This is a genomic window from Bradyrhizobium sp. 604_D8_N2_3 (assembly GCF_051810765.1).
Lineage (GTDB): Bacteria > Pseudomonadota > Alphaproteobacteria > Rhizobiales > Xanthobacteraceae > Bradyrhizobium > Bradyrhizobium barranii.
Window position 1 is genome coordinate 5,116,735 of record NZ_JBPWPM010000001.1, and the last position, 16,138, is coordinate 5,132,872.

Below are 16,138 nucleotides of genomic sequence, written 5' to 3' on the forward strand. Positions count from 1 at the left end.
TGCAACCCTCCAAACACACCTGGCCGGGGACCCGGCCGATCTTCCCGGAAACCTAGGCTCGGCAGGCCTCAAAAACAAGGACCAAGGCAGCGCCAATTCGCTGTTGGCGCTACGTAATCTTGCCAGTGTTAACTGGTCGCAGGGAGCCTCTAAACGGCCGGGACGTCAGTCCTCGCTGCCACCCTCGCCGCCCTCATTGCCGCCTTCCGGCGTCTCGGGCTCGACCGCAGGCGCCAGCGCGAGATCCAGGTCCTCGCCCGGTTCCAACGGATCCTCGTCCTCGCGCAGCTGCGGGTCATCCGACGGGGTCGGCACGCTGAATCCGGTCGGCAGGCGCGAATCCAGCAGGCCCGTGCCCTTCAGCTCCTCCAGGCCCGGCAGATCGCCAAGCTGTTCCAGGGTGAACTGCGACAGGAAGTCCTCGGTGGTTCCGAAGGTCAAGGGGCGCCCGGGCGTCTTGCGACGACCGCGCGGCTTGATCCAGCCGGTCTCCAGCAGCACGTCGAGCGTGCCCTTCGAGGTGACGACGCCGCGGATCTCTTCGATCTCGGCGCGCGTCACCGGCTGGTGATAGGCGATGATCGCCAGCACCTCGATCGCGGCGCGCGACAGGCGGCGGGTCTCGGTGCTCTCCCGCGTCATCAGCCAGGCGAGATCGCCGGCGGTACGGAAGGTCCATTTGTTGGCGACGCGCACGAGATTGACGCCGCGCAAGGCATAGTCGGCCTGGAGCTGTTCGAGCGCAGCCTTGACGTCGACGCCATCAGGCATGCGCTTGGCCAGCGTCGCGGTGTCCAGCGGCTCATTCGAAGCAAACAGCAGCGCTTCCAGCAGCCGCAGCTCTTCAGGACGTGCCTGGGACTCGTTCTCCATCGGCTCGGCCTCTTCTACCCGCACTTCAGCCAGGCTTGCCATGGTAGCTTCTCCTTCTTGCACTTAACCGACCGGCGCATCAGGCGCAGGAGCTGCGTCCACGACCGGTTTCGGGCGCCCCTTCCGGAAATAGATGGGCGCGAACGCCTCTTTCTGGTTCAACTCGAGCTGACCTTCACGCACCAGTTCGAGCGCAGCCGCAAAGCTCGAGGCGAGCACCGTCGCGCGCTGCGTCGGATCGGCAACGTGCCGGAGCAGAAAGTCGTCGAGAACGCCCCAGTCGTCCTGTTCGCTGATGCTGCCGACAAGCCGCTCCAGCGTGGCGCGCGCCTCAGCGAGCGACCACACCGTGCGCTTGGCCAGATGCACGCTCGCCAGCACGCGCGACTGGCGCTGCGCGGCATAGGCGGTGAGCAGGTCGTACAGCGTCGCGGTGTATTTCGGGTGCTTGATCTCCGCGATCTGCTCGGGCTCGCCACGCGGGAAGATGTCGCGCAGCAATTGCTGCCTGTTCATCAGCCGGTTGGCGGCCTCGCGAATGGCCTCCAGCCGGCGCAGGCGGTTGGCGAGCGCGGTCGCCATCTCTTCTGCGCTCGGGCCTTCCGCACTCGGCGGCTCCGGCAGCAGCAGGCGCGACTTCAGGAAGGCAAGCCAGGCCGCCATCACGAGATAATCGGCAGCAAGCTCCAGCCGGATCTTTCGCGCGGCTTCGATGAAGTGGAGGTACTGGTCGGCCAGCGCCAGGATCGAGATCTTGGCGAGATCGACCTTCTGCTGCCGCGCCAGCGCGAGCAACAGGTCGAGCGGGCCCTCATAGCCCTCGACGTCCACAACCAACGCCGGCTCACCCTCGGCGAGCTCTGCAGGCCGCCCGGTTTCAAACGATAGGATTTCTGCGGTCATGCGGATGCCGTGTTTGCCCGTGCGATCAATGCGTCCAGTTCGGCGCGTGCGGCCACCCGGTCGAACGGCTGCGGTGCCTTGCGCGACGCAAGTGCGGCCTTCGCGCGCGCCAGCGCCGTGCCGGACAGCTCAGGTGTCTGGCCGGCGACCTCGCGCATCTCCTCGATGTTGCCGTTGCAATGCAGGGCCATGTCGCAGCCGGCCGCGAAGATGGCGCGGGTCCGTTCGGCGATATCCCCCGACAGCGCGTTCATCGACACGTCATCACTCATTAACAAACCCTGGAACCCGATCACGCCGCGAATCACCTGAGTGATCATTGTCGCAGAAGTCGTCGCCGGATGGGCGGGGTCGACCGCGCTAAACACAACATGTGCAGTCATGGCCATCGGCAGGTCGGCCAGCGGCTTGAATGCCGCAAAGTCGGTCCGGTCGAGTTCGTCCCTCGGAGCATCGACCGTCGGCAGTTTGAAATGGGTGTCGGCGGTGGCGCGTCCATGTCCGGGAATGTGCTTCAGAACCGGCAGCACGCCGCCCTGCTCCAGGCCCTCGGTGACCGCGCGCGCGATCGCGGCGACCTTGCCCGGCTCGGTGCCGTAAGCCCTGTTCCCAATGACGGCATCGGCACCCGGCACCGGCACGTCAGCCAGCGGCAGGCAATCCACGGTAATGCCGAGATCGGCGAGATCCGACGCAATCAGCCGGGCGCTGAGGCGCGCAGCCGTCAGTCCAAGTACCGAATCAGTGTCGTACAAGGTCGAGAAAATCGCGCCCGGCGGATAGACCGGCCAGTGCGGCGGGCCCAGCCGCTGCACCCGGCCCCCCTCCTGGTCGATCAGGACAGGCGCGTCAACTGTGCCCGCAGCCGCCCGCAATTCCTCAACCAGCGCAGCAACTTGAGCCGGCGCCTCGACATTGCGCTTGAAGAGGATGAAGCCCCATGGGCGTTCGGCACGGATAAACTCCCGCTCGGCGGCGGTTAGTTCCGTTCCGGATACACCGGTAATGAAGGCCCGCGTGCTCATAACGGCCGATTAACCCTGCCCCGCGAGGGGGTCAAGGAAACGGCCGTTAATTCCTCTGGACGAAGCAGGCGGACAGGCCAGCGGACTTCAGGCTGTTGCAAGCCTGCGTCGCTTCCTCGGCCGAACCATAGGGTCCGGCGAAAGCGCGATAGACGACACCCTTGCCCTTGTCGGTCAGATCGACCCGCTTGATCACCGGCGAGCGCGATCCGAGCACGCTGCCATATTTGCTCTGAAGCACCCGGTAGGACGCTGCCGCGCTGTCCTCGCTCTGCTGCGAGGAGACCTGCACGACGTAGCCGCCACCACCATTGCTGGCGGGCGTGAGTTGCGTCGGGTTGGTCGCAGCCATCCGCTGCGGCAACTCCGCAACCGGCGTCGATTGCGGCGCAAGCGAGAGCGGCTGGTTGGCACTGGCATTGGCCGAAGTCGGCGGATTGCGCGGCGCAGGCGGTGCGGGCGCGGCAACGGGCTTCGGCGCGGCTGCCGCCGGCTTGGCGGCCACGGATTGCGGCGCGGTGCTATCGGTCTGATCGCCTCTCACGGCCACAGTCCTGATCGAGCGCGGCGTATTGGCCGGCAGCGTGCCGTTGCTCGGGATCGGACCCGCGCTTGGCGGCGGGATCGTGGACGGCGCGACGCTCGCCACCGACGGCGGGTTCGCGTTCTGGTTCAGTGGCGGGAACACCACGCGCGGACCGCCCGCCTTGGCAGCGACGTCGACAGGCGCCTCTTCACGCGGCACGATCTTCTCGGAGCCATCGCCGCTCGCCATGCGATCCGGCACCTTCGCCGAGGAGTCGGTCGGCGCCGGCACGATCTTGGTCGGCGTGTTGTCCGCCTTGATGATCGGCGGCTCGCCGCTGCGGGGCGAACCGACATAGGTCTTGTAGGCGAAGGCCGCGCCAGTGCCGACCACGGCAAGCGCGAGGATCGCCGCGACCGTCATCATGCCGCCGCGCGGCTTCTTCGGCTCGTCGAGATCGGCCTCGGGATAGTCGCTCTGGAACGCGTAAGGATCGTCCGGATAGGCGGGATCGCGCTGATAATCCTGCTCGCCGCCCTCCAGCCGTCCATAGAGCGCGTCGTCGTAGCGTGCCGGATCGGGTGGCTGATGCGGCTCCTGATAGGCTTGCTCCTGGTAAGCCTGATCATGCTGCTGGTGAGCGCGGCCCTGATGGGCCTGATCCTGATAGGCCTGCGCTTGATGGGCCTGATCCTGGTAAGCGTGGTCCTGATAGGCCTGCGGCTGATGGAAATCGGGCTCGGGCGCGGTCGGCTGGGCTGAATAGCGGTGCAATGGATGAACCGGGTTCACAGAAACGGGATAGTCGGGCTGCTCGGGCGCGGGCTGCGGCTGCACGTTGGCGCGCCGCATCCATGAGGGCGGCCCGGGCGGAGCCGGCGGCGCCTGCTCGGCATAATCCTGCCGATAGTCGTCCTGCGGATAATCGTGGTCCTGATAGCTCTGCGTTGGCGGTGCCGGCGGCTGCGCGCTCGGCCGTCCCTGCGCTGCGAATGGATCGGTCTGTCCGATCAGGCGGGCGAGTTCGGCCAAGGGATCGTTTTCCGCCTTCCCATGCTGATCGCCACCGCGACCATAGCCATCGGAAGGAAACGTTCTGTCCTGATATCGTTCGGCCATCGTGATGATGCGTCCCTTCGGGAAAGCCGCGCGCCCCTCGACCAAGGCGCGGCTTTCGACCCACAAGGCATTCAACCAAGTCTAAGCGGTCCGGCTTCTGCCGGTTACCCCCAAAATTCCCCTTAAGTAGTTCGCCCCAAACTACCGCATCTCGTCCGGAGCATGGACGCCGAGGATGGCGAGGCCCGATGCCAGGACAGAGACGACGCCCTGGACCATGGCCAGTCGCGCCTTTGTAAGATCTGCATCATTATTGATAATGAAGCGTAAATAGGGCAAATCGCGCCCCTTCGTCCAAAGTGCGTGAAATTCGCTCGCTAAGTCATAGAGATAGAAGGCAATTCGGTGCGGCTCATGGGCCGCGGCGGCGGCCTCCAGCATGCGCGGAAAAATTGCGAGGCGCTTGAGCAGCTCGAGCTCGAGGGGGTCCGACAGTCGTTCCACCGCCGACTCGCCGAGCCACGCGATGCGCTTGCCGGTATCCTCAGGCAGTTCCGGGAACACCTCGGCCCGGGCGTTGCGGAAGATCGAGTGGCCGCGGGCGTGGCCGTACTGGACGTAGAATACCGGGTTGTCGCGCGACTGCTCCATGACCTTGGCGAGGTCGAAGTCGAGCACCGCATCGTTCTTGCGGTAGAGCATCATGAAGCGGACGGCGTCCTGGCCGACCTCATCCACCACCTCACGCAAGGTGACGAAATCCCCGCTCCGCTTCGACATTTTCACCGGCTCGCCGTTGCGCAGCAACTTCACGAGCTGGACGATCTTGACGTCGAGCGCGCCCTTGCCTGATGTCGTCGCCTTCACCGCCGCCTGCATCCGCTTGATGTAGCCGCCATGGTCGGCGCCCCAGACGTCGATCATCTCGGCAAAGCCGCGGTCGAACTTGTTCTTGTGGTAGGCGATATCGGAGGCGAAGTAGGTATAGGAATTGTCCGACTTGATCAGCGGACGATCGACATCGTCGCCGTAAGCCGTCGCCTTGAACAGGAGCTGCTCGCGGTCTTCCCAATCCTCGACCGGCGCGCCCTTCGGCGGCGGCAGGCGGCCTTCATAGATGTCGCCCTTGGCCTTCAGGAAGTCGATGGTCTCGGCAACCTTGTTGTTGCCGGTCTCGATCAGCGAGCGCTCGGAGAAAAACACGTCGTGGCGGATGTTGAGGGCTGCGAGATCGTCCTTGATCTCGTCCATCATCATCGCGATCGCCTTGGCGCGCACCGTCGGCAGCCACTCGGCCTCGCTCATCGCAAGGAGCTTGTCGCCGTGCTCCTTCGCCAGCGCCGCGCCCACCGGCTTCAGATAGTCGCCGGGATACAGCCCTTCCGGGATCGCGCCGATGTTTTCGCCAAGTGCCTCGCGATACCTGAGGAAGGCGGAACGCGCGAGCACGTCGACCTGGGCGCCAGCATCGTTGATGTAGTATTCGCGGGTGACGTCGTGGCCACCGAACTGGAGCAGGCTTGCCAGCGCGTCGCCGAACACGGCGCCGCGGCAATGGCCAACATGCATCGGTCCGGTCGGGTTCGCCGAGACGTATTCGACATTGACCTTGGTGCCACCGCGGACGCGGCCGTAGTCAGCCCCCTCGCGCAGCACCGTCCGCAGCGCCTCGGCCCAGGCGGCCGGCTTCAGTGTCAGATTGATGAAGCCGGGGCCGGCGACGTCGACCTTGGCAATCAGCGCGTCGGCACGGAGCCGCTCGGCGATCTGCTCGGCGAGGTCGCGGGGCTTTGCCTTTGCCTCTTTGGCAAGCACCATGGCGGCGTTGGTCGCCATGTCGCCATGGGAGGCATCGCGCGGCGGCTCGACCACCACGCGCGAGAAATCGATACCCTCGGGCCAGTTGGCGTCCGCTGCGAGAGCGCGGCAGGCGGCGTGCACGCGTGCGAGCACGTCGGCGAACAGGTGCAGTGCTGAGGATGTGTCGGGCATGGCCGCCGCCTAACGCAAATCCGGGGTCGAGTCAAAGAGCCGCTGGTGCTCGGTCAGGGCGAAACGGTCGGTCATTCCGGCAATGAAATTGCCGATCCGGCGGGCCCGGTCGCCCTCATTGTCCGCCTCCGCCCCCAGCAGCCATTCCGGTGGCAGCTCTCCGGGCGATGTCAGGTATTTTGCGAACAGGTCGAACAGGATCTGTTCCGCCTCCCCCATCACCCGCATCACCCGCTTGTGGCGGTACATGTGCTGATAGAGAAAGCGCTTGATGGCGGCCTCCTCCTCGGCAACCGCCGCCGGGAACGTGACCAGCGCCCGGCTCTGCCGGCGCACGTCCTGGGCCGATTGCGGTTTCACGGCGGCGAGGTTCTTCTGCGCCTCCGAATACACCGCACCGATCAGGTGCGAGATCAGCTCGCGCACCAGCTCGGCGCCGCGCCGGACGTCTTCGAGATCGGGGTAATGCGCTGAGGTCTCGGCGATGATCTCCGCCGTCAGCGGCATCACCTTGAGATCATCGAGATGGAACAGGCCCGCGCGCAGACCGTCATCGATGTCATGGGCGTCATAGGCGATGTCGTCGGCGATCGCGGCGACCTGCGCCTCCAGCGAGGCGAAGCTCCACAATTCGAGATCGTAGGTCTTGATGTAGTCGGCGATGCCGACCGGAATGCCATGCTCGCGATAGGGCCCGACCGGCGCGCCGCTGCGATCCGTCAGCGGGCCGTTGTGCTTGACGATGCCCTCCAGCGACTCCCAGGTCAGGTTGAGACCGTCGAACTCCGGATAGCGGTGCTCGAGCGAAGCGACGACGCGCAAGGTCTGGGCGTTGTGGTCGAAGCCGCCGAAATCCTTCAGGCAGGCATCCAGCGCCCGCTCGCCAGCGTGGCCGAACGGCGGATGGCCGAGATCATGAGCCAGCGCCAACGTTTCCGTGAGGTCCTCGTCCAGCCCGAGCTGCCGGGCCAGGGCGCGAGCGATCTGCGCCACCTCCAGCGAATGGGTCAGCCGGGTGCGGTAGTGGTCGCCCTCGTGGAACACGAAGACCTGGGTCTTGTACTTCAGGCGGCGGAACGCGGTGGAGTGGATCACCCGGTCGCAATCCCGCCGGAACGGGCTGCGGGTCCGGCTCGGCGGCTCCACGACCAGCCGGCCGCGGCTGCGGTCGGGGTCGCAGGCATAGGGCGCACGGGGGGCTGCCATTCCGACGGACACGACGAATTTAGTCCCTATCCATTTGATTCTGCGTATGCTTGCATTTAACTATGCCGGACGCGGGATACCAAATGAATTGGGCAAGTGAAGTTGGTATGACCGCGGGACTATCGGAGACGAGCTATGACGACTGACGTGACCATCAGTGACCGCGCCGCACGCCGGATTGGGGAGATCCTCAAGGGCGAAGGTTCTGGCGCGATGCTGCGCATCTCCGTCGAGGGCGGCGGCTGCTCGGGCTTCCAGTACAAATTCGACATCGACCGCGACCGCACCGACGACGATCTCGTGATCGAGCAGGAGAATGCGGTCGTGCTGGTCGATTCCGCCTCCCAGCCGTTCCTGGCGGGCTCGCAGGTCGATTTCGTCGACGATCTGATCGGCGCCTCGTTCCGCGTCAACAATCCCAACGCGACGGCATCCTGCGGCTGCGGGACCAGCTTCTCGATCTAGCCCGACTTAAAAATCTGAAAAACAACCCCATGCAAAGTAGCCGGGAGCCGGCACGATGCATTTCGGACTTTACGAAAACCGTTTGACGCGTCGGGCAAATCAGGGGTAAGTTGCGATCATCGCGCGGTCCCAAAGAGCGGGGCTCGGCGGGTCCGATACAGTCTGACGCCGAAGCGGCCCCTGCCGCAGTCCAATCATTCTAGAAAGTTCGAATCTCGTCAGCGGCGCCATTTTACGACAGGGCACGCTACTACGCCCTTCCCGCGGTGGCGCCCGCGTCACGAATGATTCCGGCGTCGTGCGGCTCGCCAGGGCGTGAGCCGCGGAATCCAGCGCGGGACATTGGCCCGGAAATCCTCGTACTCCGTTCCGAAGCTACGAACGAGCGCCGGCTCCTCGTACCCCACGACAAACGCGTGGAAGGCGAGCCACACCAACACACCGTACACAAGAAGGCGCTGGTCGCCGAACAAGGCCGCTTGGCCCAGAATGACGGCGACAAGGGCAACGTAAATAGGATTGCGCACATAGCGATAGAGACCCGTCACCACGAGGTTCTGCGTCGGCGCGATCGGCGCCGGCGTGCCCAATCCTTGCAGCGCAAAGCGTGCAAACGAGTCGACAAGCCCGGGTAGACCGGCGACGATCAACAGGATCCCGACGGCGCGTGTCGCGTCGAGATCGAAGAAGGGCGGCCGAAACTCCCAACGCGTAATCCACCAGGGAACGAGCCCCGCCACTGTGGTGGGCGCAACCGCAAAGAAGAGGGCGGAGCCCAATATCGCGATCGTTTTCGGCATGGCACCTCCTTCCAGTCCTGTCGCAATGTTAATGCAGCCATGTCCGGTCAGCGCGTTCAGCGGAAGTAGGCGGTGGCCCATCCAAAATCCGGTTGCTCATCATAGCAGCATCGGCGGCTCACGCCCGCCCTGGGCAGCAGTCGAGCAAAATTGAACGTTGCATCATAGCGCCACGACGAAGCAATAGTGCCCATCTTCATCTGCCGTGGCATCTGCCGTGGCGCGCCAATAGCGGTAGTAAATTATCCAATGCGAGTTATTGATCGTCTGTTCTGTTGCCTCGCTCTATTCCTTGCAATCGCAGCCGTCCCGGTGCTTCCCGCGCGCGCGGCCGAAACCTGCCCGTTCATCAGCGCCCAGGAGCTCGCCCGCGCGATGCCGGTGCTCAAATGGTCACTGATTTCAAATCAGGACGGCCGCGGCTGCATCTACCAGGGCGGGCGCGGCGACACGATGATGCTGACCGTGTTCCGCAATCCCGACAAGGACCGCGCCAGGGAATTGTACGCGACCTTCGTCAAGACACTTGGCGAGCGCATGCCGCTTAACGCAGTCGCGGGGATCGGCGAAGAAGGCCAGGGCGGAGCGAGCGCCGCCGGCGCAGAACGCCAGGAGGCCTCGGTCGTCGCCTTGTCCGGCGATTACATTCTGCAGATCAGCGTCTATCCGATTGGCCGGCGTGCCGACGACGCGCTGCTCGGGCCGATCGCCGAAGCCGCGCGCGTTGCCATCGCCAACGTGAGCAAGAGCAGCGAGCGGTTCGGCAATTGCGAGTGGCTCACGGCCGCGGATGCCGACGGCTTTCTCGACAAGGGCACGCTGACGGTCCAGCGGACCGGCGCCGGCAGCTGCATGATGTTCGATCGCGAGGCCAATACCATGACCGTCGCGGTGATCGCGATGTCGCGCGACACGGTCATCGGCATGATGAAGCGCGCGGGCCCCTGCAAACATTTGACGATACCCGAGCTCGGCAGTGAAGCGTTCGGCGAGCATTCCTGCACCAAGGGCAACGGCAACGCCGTCAACATCTATGTCTGGAAGAACGGCAGGCAGGCTTCGATCCTGTTCGCGCCGGTCAAGCCGCATCCCGAGTCCGGCTCGGTCGAGCGCCTGAGGGCGGTCGCCGGGCGCGTCTATGGAAAACTGTAACGGCGCCGCGTTACATTGCCGGCGCACGCGCCCGTAGCCGTCCTGCGGCTGCGGGACCAGCTTCTCGATCTGACCGGCTAGACGCCGGTCATCTGCCTTTCCTCGTCCGTCCACTCGACGTCGAGCGGCGTCAGCTCCGGCTGAAGCGGCGCGCCCTCCGACATCATGTGGCCGTCGAGCGCGCGCAACAAGGCGGCCGCGAGTGCGGGCTTACGCAGCGGCTTTGCCAAAAAATCCGACATGCCGGCCTCGCGGCAGATCTTGACGTCCTCGGGGAAGGCGTTGGCGGTCAGCGCGACGATCGGCAAGGCTTCGAAACGCCCGCCTTGCGCGCGGATCGCCCGCGTCGCGGCAAGGCCGTCCATGTCCGGCATGCGCACGTCCATCAGCACGACATCGTAATCGCTCTCCGATGCAGCCTCGACCGCCTGGACGCCGTCGGTGACGACGCGCAGCTCGACGTCGAACGCCCCCAACATCTTGGTCACGACCATGCGGTTGACGGCATCGTCCTCGGCCACCAGCACCTTCAGCGGCCGGTCGAGCCCCGCGATCCGCGCCTTGAGCTCGTCCGCTTCGTCGCTGCCCGCCGCCTGGTCGGAGGCCTGCGCCTGGCTCCAGGGCAGCACCAGCGTGAAGCGGAAGGTCGAGCCCTCGCCCGGCGTCGAAGTGACGCCGATGGTGCCGCCCATCTGCTCGATGATGCGCCGGGAGATCGCAAGCCCTAGTCCGGTGCCGCCGAAGCGGCGGCTGATCGAGGCATCGGCCTGCGCGAAGTCGGAGAACAGCTCCCCGAGTTTCTCAGGCGCAATGCCGATGCCGCTGTCGCTCACGGTCCATTCGACGGTCGCAAGCAGATCGCGGCGCGCCTGGCAGGTGGCCTTGATCGTCACCTCGCCTTCGTCGGTGAACTTTACCGCGTTGGAGGCGAGGTTGAGCAACACCTGCCGGATCCGCGCGACATCACCGCGCAGCGTCGGCGGCAGGTTCGGGTCGAGCTCGACCTTGACGGCGAGCCCCTTGCTCTTGGCGCCTGCGCGCACGACGGTCGCAACCGTCTCGACCAGCGCCTGCGGCGCAAAGTCGATCGCCTCGAACGCGAAGCGTCCGGCCTCGAGCTTTGACAGATCGAGGATATCGTTGAGGATGCGCTGGAGATTGTCGCCGGACTCGCGGATCGAAGTGACGGCCTCGTGCTGCTCCGGATCGAGCTTGGTTTCCAGCAGCATGCTGGCGAGCCCGAGCACGCCGTTCATTGGCGTGCGGATCTCGTGGCTCATCACCGCGAGGAAGTCGGACTTCGCACGGCTCTCGGCCTCCGCCTTTTCCGCGCGCCAGCGCTCGGTGACGTCGCGGCCGAAGCCGCGATAGCCGAGAAACTGGCCGTCGCGGTCGTAGGCCGGCTTCGCGGTCAGCGACCACAGCCGCGCCTCGCCGCCGGCGACGACCTTGAGGTTCATCTCGTGCAGCGGCTCGCTCTGCTCCATCAGGCCGACGACGTTGTAGGCTGCGCTCTTGTCGTCGGGACAGAGCATGTCGAGCACGTCGACGAAATGCGAGCCCTTCAGCAGCGGAAGCGGAAGCTGCGCCACTTCGGCGAAGCGTTGGGGCACGTCGACGAGATGCCCTTCGGCGTCGGTCTGCCACAACCAGTCGCTGGCGTTCTCCTGAAAGTCCTTCAGCAGCAGCGAGATGATCTCGGTCTGACGTTCGAGCTCGAGCCGGGCCTTGAGATTGCCGAGGAACAGATTGCCCTGCGAGACGATGTTGCGCGCCATGAAGAACGCGAACAGCAACAGGAACACCGCGGTTAGCAGATACGGGCCGGTGCCGCACAGGAACAGCGCGCCGGCGCAGGCCATCGTCACGGTCGCGAGATAGACGAGGCCCGCGCGCGGGAAGGTCGACAGCGTGAAGGCGCCGCCGGACATCATGCCGACCATCAGGCAGGCCAGGATGAGCTGACTGGTCGGCTCGACCCGGCTGAACAGCGCGAGCGGCAGCGTGCCCCAGATCGCCGCGAGGAAGAACGCCTGCCGCAGCATCTGCCGCGCGGCGCGCGACGAGGCTTCCTGCGGCGGGTTTTGATGCAACCGCCGCCACGCGCGCACGGCAAGCGAGGCGGTGACGGCGAGGGTCATGCCCCAGATTGCAAGGAAATCGTTCCAGCCCCTGCCCCAGAACAGGATCAGCACGATGGCGACGTTGAGCATGGTGACGGCCATGGTCACCGGGATCGCGCGCATCACTGCGTCGATCTGCTTGGCGCGAATGCGGCGCAGCTCGCGCTCGCTGAGATCGGCGGTCAGGCCGTCCTCGATCTCGAAGCCGCCGAGCCAGTACAGGAACGCGCCGATCAGGCCGTCGCGCGGCTCAGCTTGCTTCATGGATTTGTCCGGCCATCCCATTCGAAAAACCTTTTCGGTATCAATGGCCCGAGCCCGGCTTAAGCCGGGTTAATTTTGTGGGAGATTTTGCGGCGTCCTTGACGGGCGCGTTTGCAGTTTGTTCTAACCATGGCCCCTGCCCGGAGCCCCGCCAATGCCCATCAGAGTTGCTACCTGGAACGTGAACTCGGTCCGGCAGCGGATCGACCTGCTGTTGACCTGGCTGAAGGAGTGCCAGCCCGACATCGTCTGCCTCCAGGAGATCAAATGCGTCGACGAGGCCTTCCCGCGGCTGGAGATCGAGGCGCTGGGCTACAACGTGGTCACCCACGGTCAGAAGACCTTCAACGGCGTCGCCTTGCTCTCGAAGCTCCGCTTCGACGAGACCAAGTCGGGCCTCGCCGGCGACGACGAGGACGCCCATGCCCGTTTCCTCGAGGGCGTGGTCACGCTCAAGCACGGCGTGCTGCGCATCGCCTGCCTCTATCTTCCCAATGGCAATCCGGTCGGGACCGAAAAATATCCCTACAAGCTCAAATGGATGTCGCGGCTTCTTGAGTATTCGAGGGAGCGCCTCAAGGCCGAGGAGCCGCTGATCCTCGCAGGCGACTTCAACGTCATCCCGCATGCCCGCGACGTCCATAATCCCGCCGCCTGGACCGAGGACGCCCTGTTCAAGGCCGAGACGCGGGAGAGCTTTCAGTCCCTGCTGGGCCTCGGCCTCACCGACGCGTTGCGCGCGGTCACCGACGAGCCCGGGCTCTATACCTTCTGGGACTACCAGGCCGGCGCCTGGCAGAAAAACCATGGCTTGAGGATCGACCATCTGCTGCTGTCGCCGCAGGCCAGCGACCGGCTCGCCAATGTCGGCATCGACAGCTATGTGCGGGCTTGGGAGAAGCCGTCGGACCACGTGCCGGTATGGGCGGATCTGGATCTGGAGGCGGCTTGAGCAGATGCCTGGAGGTGCTGGATGGCGCCGGCGGACTGCGCTTTGCGCAGCCAGCGGACTGCGCTTTGCGCAGCCGCGGGCTAACCTACCCGGCGGGGGTACCTACTACCGGCGGCCCTGAACGCCCTGCACCCACTGTTCCAGCATTTGCAGGCACATGGCGCGGTCGTCGTCCGAGGCCTTGGCGAAAGCGCGGTTGTAGCTTTCCTTGATCCAGGTTTCCTCGATACCGGCGCTGTCACGCGCCAGCGTCAGCCACATCAGGCCACGCGCGGCCTGCCGCGGCAGGCGGTCGCCATTGAACAGCATCTGGCCGAGCAGCGCCTGCGCCTCGTGCTGGCCCTTCTGGGCGGCAAGGCCGAGCCAGCGCGCGCCATAGCGGAAGTCCTCGCGCGAGGCGTCCGGGGTCTTCAGATACAGCCGGGCGAGATCGTACTGCGCATCCGCATTGCCGAAATAGGAGGCCGCATAGGAGAACATCTCCCGCGCCCGGTCCGAATCCGGCTTGATCTTCGAGTTCGGGATACCGCTCAGATAGTAGCGGCCGAGCGCGACGAAGGCGTTGGCCACGACCTGCGCCTGCGGCGCCGACGGGCTGTCCTCGGCATGCGCATTGGCGATGCGGCTGAAATATTCGAAGGCGCGCACATCGTCCTGGGCGACGCCGTCGCCGTTGGCATACATGCGGCCGAGCTTGAACTGAGCGCCGGGATGACCGCCTTCGGCGGCATATTGCAGGGCGCTGAGCGAGGTTTCCTGGGGCGTGGTCGCCGGTGCCGCCACCTTGCTGCGCACGGCACCCGCGGCGCCCGGCAAGGCGGTCACGACCGGGAGGGCCGCGTCCTTGCTGGCCGAACCGTCAAAGGCGAGCGCCGGCGCGGCCAGCGCACCGACCCCCAACACAAACGCAAGTATGGCACGCTTAGATGTCCGCATAGCACTGTTTCTCGTGCGCGCCGCCCGGATGGGTTACTGCCCCACCGACCGCTGGTCCAACCTGCTGAGCATACTTCCAGAGCGCACCCGACGTGTGGTTAGTCGCGCGAGCGCTCCATTTGGTCTTGCGCTGGGCGAGCTCTTGGTCGCTCAATTTTACGTTAAGGGTACCTACGACCGCGTCGATCTCGATGATGTCGCCATCCTCGAGCAGCCCGATCGGGCCGCCGATGGCGGCTTCCGGCCCGACATGGCCGATGCAGAAGCCGCGGGTGGCGCCGGAGAAGCGGCCGTCGGTGATGAGCGCGATCTTGCCGCCCATGCCCTGGCCGGTCAGCGCCGCGGTGGTCTGGAGCATTTCCCGCATGCCGGGACCGCCCTTGGGGCCCTCGTAGCGGATCACGATGACTTCGCCTTCCCTGTAGGTGCGGTTCTGGACGGCCTCAAAGGCGTCCTCTTCCCGGTCGAAGCATCGCGCCGGACCGGTGAACCTCAGGTTAGACATTCCCGCGACTTTCACGATCGCACCTTCTGGCGCCAAATTGCCCTTCAGACCAACCACACCACCAGTGACGGTGATCGGCTTGTCTGCCGGGTGCACCACATCCTGGTGCGGATTCCACTTCACGCTTTTGAGGTTTTCGGCGATCGTTCGACCGGTGACCGTAATGCAGTCGCCGTGGAGAAATCCGTTGTCGAGCAGCGTCTTCATCAGAAGCGGTATGCCACCTACTTCAAACATGTCTTTGGCGACATAACGGCCACCCGGCTTCAAATCCGCGACATATGGTGTCTTTTTGAAGATTTCGGCGACGTCGAACAGGTCGAACTTAATGCCGCACTCATGCGCGATCGCCGGCAGGTGCAGTGCAGCATTGGTCGAGCCGCCGGACGCCGCGACCACGGCGGCGGCGTTCTCCAGCGCCTTCCGTGTCACGATGTCGCGCGGCCGGAGGTTGGAGGAGATCAGGTCCATAACCTTCTCGCCCGCGGTCATGCAGAAAGCGTCGCGGATTTCATACGGTGCCGGGGCGCCGGCCGAGTACGGCAGCGCCAAGCCAATCGCCTCGGAGACGGTCGCCATGGTGTTGGCGGTGAACTGTGCGCCGCAGGCGCCCGCCGAGGGGCACGCCACGCGCTCGATCTCGTCGAGGTCCTCGTCCGACATGGCGCCGACCGAGTGCTTGCCGACCGCCTCGAACATGTCCTGGACGGTGACCTGCTGGCCGCGGAAATTGCCGGGCAGGATCGAGCCGCCGTAGATGAAGATCGAGGGCACGTTGAGACGGACCATCGCCATCATCATGCCCGGCAGCGACTTGTCGCAACCGGCAAGGCCCACGAGCGCATCATAGGCGTGGCCGCGCACGGTCAGCTCGACGGAATCGGCGATGCACTCGCGCGACGGCAACGACGAGCGCATGCCGTCATGGCCCATGGCGATGCCATCGGTAACGGTGATGGTGCAGAATTCACGGGGAGTGCCGCCGGCCGACGCGACGCCCTTCTTCACCGCCTGGGCCTGGCGCATCAGGGAAATGTTGCAGGGGGCGGCCTCGTTCCAGCAGGAGGCGACGCCGACGAAGGGCTGGTGGATCTGCTCGGTGGTCAGACCCATGGCGTAGAAGTAGGACCGGTGCGGCGCGCGCGTCGGGCCTTCCGTCACGTGACGGCTCGGCAGCCTCTGCTTGATGTCGGTCTTTGCGTCCATCGCAAACCAGTTTCCCCGGCCAACCCTTTCAGACCCGAAAAATCAGAGCCAAGATTTGAATCGACCTTGGGATTTTCCGTCCTTCGAAGACCGCCGATGCCCTTCAAACTTTAGAGCGATTTTATTCATGTTCGGGTGTGGCTAAAAAGCG

General features: G+C 65.1%; 13 protein-coding genes. 3 read left to right on the forward strand and 10 right to left on the reverse strand.

Annotated elements, in window-relative coordinates:
- Positions 1-165: 165 nt before the first annotated feature.
- From scpB to AB7245_RS24390, 6 genes are all read right to left on the reverse strand, one after another.
- Complete coding sequence (gene scpB, locus AB7245_RS24365) at positions 166-915, reverse strand: SMC-Scp complex subunit ScpB (RefSeq protein WP_063983111.1); 750 nt, start codon at positions 913-915, stop codon at positions 166-168.
- 21 nt (positions 916-936) lie between these two features.
- Positions 937-1,776, reverse strand: a complete 840-nt coding sequence (locus AB7245_RS24370) for a segregation and condensation protein A (protein WP_063983110.1) — start codon at positions 1,774-1,776, stop codon at positions 937-939.
- Entirely contained in the window at positions 1,773-2,801 is a 1,029-nt protein-coding gene (gene nagZ / locus AB7245_RS24375; protein WP_085404646.1) for a beta-N-acetylhexosaminidase, read from the reverse strand. Before nagZ ends, AB7245_RS24370 begins: the two co-directional genes overlap by 4 nt.
- Before the next feature lie 46 nt (positions 2,802-2,847).
- Entirely contained in the window at positions 2,848-4,446 is a 1,599-nt protein-coding gene (locus tag AB7245_RS24380) for an SPOR domain-containing protein (protein WP_085404749.1), read from the reverse strand.
- Positions 4,447-4,587: 141 nt separating this feature from the next.
- Positions 4,588-6,378, reverse strand: a complete 1,791-nt coding sequence (argS, locus tag AB7245_RS24385) for an arginine--tRNA ligase (RefSeq protein WP_085404645.1) — start codon at positions 6,376-6,378, stop codon at positions 4,588-4,590.
- 9 nt (positions 6,379-6,387) lie between these two features.
- Positions 6,388-7,596 carry a deoxyguanosinetriphosphate triphosphohydrolase gene (locus AB7245_RS24390; protein WP_094184451.1) on the reverse strand — a complete coding sequence of 403 codons (1,209 nt, stop codon included), beginning with the start codon at positions 7,594-7,596 and terminating at the stop codon, positions 6,388-6,390.
- A gap of 123 nt (positions 7,597-7,719) precedes the next feature.
- Between AB7245_RS24390 and erpA the strand changes: the two genes are divergently transcribed.
- Positions 7,720-8,049 (forward strand): iron-sulfur cluster insertion protein ErpA, encoded by a 330-nt coding sequence (erpA, locus tag AB7245_RS24395; protein ID WP_014495044.1) that lies wholly within the window; start codon positions 7,720-7,722, stop codon positions 8,047-8,049.
- Positions 8,050-8,327: 278 nt separating this feature from the next.
- On the opposite strand, the gene AB7245_RS24400 is transcribed toward erpA, so the two are convergent.
- Positions 8,328-8,849 (reverse strand): methyltransferase family protein, encoded by a 522-nt coding sequence (locus AB7245_RS24400; RefSeq protein ID WP_085404644.1) that lies wholly within the window; start codon positions 8,847-8,849, stop codon positions 8,328-8,330.
- A 249-nt stretch (positions 8,850-9,098) separates the two neighbouring features.
- Between AB7245_RS24400 and AB7245_RS24405 the strand changes: the two genes are divergently transcribed.
- The gene (locus tag AB7245_RS24405) at positions 9,099-10,001 is read left to right on the forward strand and encodes a hypothetical protein (RefSeq protein WP_085404643.1); all 903 of its coding nucleotides are present in this window, start codon (positions 9,099-9,101) and stop codon (positions 9,999-10,001) included.
- A gap of 77 nt (positions 10,002-10,078) precedes the next feature.
- On the opposite strand, the gene AB7245_RS24410 is transcribed toward AB7245_RS24405, so the two are convergent.
- Positions 10,079-12,409: a hybrid sensor histidine kinase/response regulator gene (locus tag AB7245_RS24410; RefSeq protein WP_085404642.1), complete on the reverse strand. Its 2,331-nt coding sequence runs from the start codon at positions 12,407-12,409 to the stop codon at positions 10,079-10,081.
- Positions 12,410-12,542: 133 nt separating this feature from the next.
- Here AB7245_RS24410 and xth point away from each other — a divergent pair, with 133 nt between their 5' ends.
- Complete coding sequence (gene xth / locus AB7245_RS24415; protein ID WP_014495040.1) at positions 12,543-13,340, forward strand: exodeoxyribonuclease III; 798 nt, start codon at positions 12,543-12,545, stop codon at positions 13,338-13,340.
- Positions 13,341-13,445: 105 nt separating this feature from the next.
- Here the strand turns inward: xth and AB7245_RS24420 are convergent, their stop codons facing one another.
- The gene (locus AB7245_RS24420) at positions 13,446-14,276 is read right to left on the reverse strand and encodes a tetratricopeptide repeat protein (protein ID WP_439035045.1); all 831 of its coding nucleotides are present in this window, start codon (positions 14,274-14,276) and stop codon (positions 13,446-13,448) included.
- Positions 14,263-15,987, reverse strand: a complete 1,725-nt coding sequence (gene ilvD, locus AB7245_RS24425) for a dihydroxy-acid dehydratase (RefSeq protein WP_085404640.1) — start codon at positions 15,985-15,987, stop codon at positions 14,263-14,265. Before ilvD ends, AB7245_RS24420 begins: the two co-directional genes overlap by 14 nt.
- Positions 15,988-16,138 lie beyond the last annotated feature (151 nt).

Bases quoted from the DNA above. Each gene is read 5' to 3' on its own strand.
- AB7245_RS24370 (WP_063983110.1), bottom strand. From the start codon at position 1,776: ATGACCGCAGAAATCCTATCGTTTGAAACCGGGCGGCCTGCAGAGCTC.
- AB7245_RS24405 (WP_085404643.1), top strand. From the start codon at position 9,099: ATGCGAGTTATTGATCGTCTGTTCTGTTGCCTCGCTCTATTCCTTGCA.
- argS (WP_085404645.1), bottom strand. From the start codon at position 6,378: ATGCCCGACACATCCTCAGCACTGCACCTGTTCGCCGACGTGCTCGCA.
- scpB (WP_063983111.1), bottom strand. From the start codon at position 915: ATGGCAAGCCTGGCTGAAGTGCGGGTAGAAGAGGCCGAGCCGATGGAG.
- erpA (WP_014495044.1), top strand. From the start codon at position 7,720: ATGACGACTGACGTGACCATCAGTGACCGCGCCGCACGCCGGATTGGG.
- AB7245_RS24420 (WP_439035045.1), bottom strand. From the start codon at position 14,276: ATGCGGACATCTAAGCGTGCCATACTTGCGTTTGTGTTGGGGGTCGGT.
- AB7245_RS24410 (WP_085404642.1), bottom strand. From the start codon at position 12,409: ATGGGATGGCCGGACAAATCCATGAAGCAAGCTGAGCCGCGCGACGGC.
- ilvD (WP_085404640.1), bottom strand. From the start codon at position 15,987: ATGGACGCAAAGACCGACATCAAGCAGAGGCTGCCGAGCCGTCACGTG.
- AB7245_RS24400 (WP_085404644.1), bottom strand. From the start codon at position 8,849: ATGCCGAAAACGATCGCGATATTGGGCTCCGCCCTCTTCTTTGCGGTT.
- nagZ (WP_085404646.1), bottom strand. From the start codon at position 2,801: ATGAGCACGCGGGCCTTCATTACCGGTGTATCCGGAACGGAACTAACC.
- xth (WP_014495040.1), top strand. From the start codon at position 12,543: ATGCCCATCAGAGTTGCTACCTGGAACGTGAACTCGGTCCGGCAGCGG.
- AB7245_RS24380 (WP_085404749.1), bottom strand. From the start codon at position 4,446: ATGGCCGAACGATATCAGGACAGAACGTTTCCTTCCGATGGCTATGGT.